The sequence below is a fragment of the Actinomadura roseirufa genome, from assembly GCF_900659635.1.
Taxonomy (GTDB): domain Bacteria; phylum Actinomycetota; class Actinomycetes; order Streptosporangiales; family Streptosporangiaceae; genus Spirillospora; species Spirillospora roseirufa.
Genome location: NZ_CAACVB010000509.1, coordinates 1 through 2,563, shown reverse-complemented (window position 1 = coordinate 2,563; position 2,563 = coordinate 1). Strand labels below are relative to the sequence as shown.

Below are 2,563 nucleotides of genomic sequence, written 5' to 3'. Positions count from 1 at the left end.
CCGCAGGACGTCCAGGACGGCCGCGCGGACGAGCGCGTCGCCGCCGGTGAGCGCGCCCGTCAGGACCTCGCGCACCGCCGGGGTCGCGGGCAGCACCTCGACGAGCTCGCGCAGCGCGGTGGCGGCGGCCCGGCGGACCGAGGCGTGCCCGTCGGCGAGCGCGGTGGCGAGCGCCCCGGCGACGCCCTCCGGGGCGACCTCGGTGAGCGTCGCGACGGCCGCGCGGCGCACCTTCGGGTCGGGGTCGCCCAGATAGGGGGCGATCTCCTCGACGGCCGGCTCGGTCTCGGCCAGCCGCTGGAGTTCGAGCAGGCGCGGGGACCGCCCGATCGCGGTCGGCCGGGCCGGGCCGGACCCCGGGGCGGCGGGCCCGCCGGTGGACACGGCGGGCCCGCCCGGGGTGGCGGCGGTCTCCGGGGGCAGGATGACCGGCTCGCCTGGCTCGGGCACGGTGAACTCCTCCACCGGGACCAGGTAGGGCGGGACGGGGCGCTTGAGGAACTCCATGGTCCCGTCGTCGCGCCGCCGCAGGTTGAGGTGGAACATCCAGGACGCGTCGTCGCGCTCGGGCAGGTCGGCGCGGTCGTGGTAGAGGCCCCAGCGGCTCTCGGTGCGGGTCAGCGAGGAACGCGCCGCCATCTCGGCGCAGTCCCTGATGAACGTGACTTCGGCGCAGCGCATCAGCTCGTGCGGGGTCCGCGCGCCCATCTCCGCGATCTCCGCCTCCATGCGGGTGAACGTCTCCACGGCGATGTCGAGCTTGGCCTGCGTCTTGGGCGGGGCGACGTAGTCGTTGACGAAGCGGCGCAGCTTGTACTCCACCTGGGGCTGCGGCGGGCCCCCGGGGTTGCGCAGCGGCCGGTAGATCAGCTCGTGCGCGGCGGCGATCTGGTCGTCGAGCGCCGCCTCCCGCGGCGCGTCGCGGCGGGCCGCGGCGTACGCGGAGGCGTCCTCGCCCGCCAGGTCCCCGAAGACGAAGGCGCCGATCATGTAGTTGTGCGGGACGCAGGCCAGGTCGCCCGCGGCGTACAGGCCGGGGACGGTCGTGCGGGCGTGCTCGTCCACCCACACGCCCGACGCGGAGTGGCCCCCGCACAGCCCGATCTCGGAGATGTGCATCTCGACGTCGTGGGTGCGGTAGTCGTGGCCGCGTCCGGCGTGGAAGGTGCCGCGGGTCGGCCGCTCGGTGGTGTGGAGGATGTCCTCCAGGGCGGTGAGCGTCTCGTCGGGCAGGTGGCTGAGCTTGAGGTAGATCGGGCCGCGGGCGGAGTCGATCTCGCGCTTGACCTCCGCCATCATCTGCCCGGACCAGTAGTCGCAGTCGACGAACCGGCTGCCTTCCGCGTTGACCTGGTAGCCGCCGAACGGGTTGGCCACGTAGGCGCACGCGGGCCCGTTGTAGTCCTTGATGAGCGGGTTGATCTGGAAGCACTCGATGCCGCTCAGCTCGGCGCCCGCGTGGTAGGCCATGGCGTAGCCGTCACCCGCGTTGGTGGGGTTCTCGTACGTCCCGTACAGGTAGCCGGACGCGGGTAGCCCGAGCCGCCCGCACGCACCGGTCGCCAGAATCACGGCGTTGGCGGAAACGGTGACGAACTCCCCCGTGCGGGTGTCGAACCCCACCGCCCCTACGGCGCGTCCATCGGACGTGAGGACGCGCACGGGCATGACGCGGTTCTCGATCCGCACCTTCTCGCGGATGGAGCGCTGCCGCAGCACGCGGTAGAGGACCTTCTTGACGTCCTTCCCCTCTGGCATGGGCAGCACGTAGGAGCCCGAGCGGTGGACGCGCCTCACCGCGTACTCGCCGTATTCGTCCTTCTCGAACTTCACGCCGTACCGTTCGAGGCGCTTCACCATCGCGAAGCCCCGGGTGGCCGTCTGGTGGACGGTCGCCTGGTTCACGATGCCGTCGTTGGCCCGGGTGATCTCGGCGACGTAGTCCTCGGGCGTGGCCTTGCCGGGGATGACGGCGTTGTTCACGCCGTCCATGCCCATGGCGAGGGCGCCGGAGTGGCGGACGTGGGCCTTCTCCAGCAGCAGCACGGACGCGCCGTTCTCGGCCGCGGTGATCGCGGCCATGGTCCCGGCGGTCCCGCCGCCGATGACCAGCACGTCGCAGCTCAGCTCGCGGCGGTCGGCGACGGAGGGGATCTCCATCACGGGGAGGTCCATCACACGGTCTCCTTGGTCTCGGTGCGGCCCGCCTCGAACGCCCCCAGCGCGGCCAGGACGCGGTCGCGGCCGGTGGGGACGGGGAACTCCGCGGTCACCCCCCGCGCGCCGAGCACCACGATCCGGTGGCCGAGCAGCAGGGCCTCGTCCACGTCGTGGGTGACGAACACGACCGTGGCGGGGGTGTCGGCGAGGACGTCCAGCAGCAACCGCTGCATGGACGCGCGGGTCTGCGCGTCCAGGGCGCCGAACGGCTCGTCCATGAGGACGGCCCGGGGCTCGGCGGCCAGGGTCCGGGCGAGCTGGACGCGCTGGCGCATCCCGCCCGACAGCTCGCGCGGCAGCCGGTCGGCCGCCGCGGCCAGGCCCACCCGCTCCAGCCACCGGG

2 protein-coding genes are annotated in these 2,563 nt (G+C 73.5%); both read right to left on the bottom strand.

Translation table 11 applies throughout. The features are described 5' to 3' along the window. On the bottom strand, positions 1–2,175 hold a 2,175-nt coding region (locus E1291_RS40910; RefSeq protein ID WP_242614692.1), incomplete at its 3' end, for a fumarate reductase/succinate dehydrogenase flavoprotein subunit. Continuing rightward, the coding region (locus E1291_RS40905; protein ID WP_131743399.1) for an ATP-binding cassette domain-containing protein at positions 2,175–2,563 on the bottom strand (389 nt) is incomplete at its 5' end. The genes E1291_RS40910 and E1291_RS40905, both read right to left, overlap by 1 nt.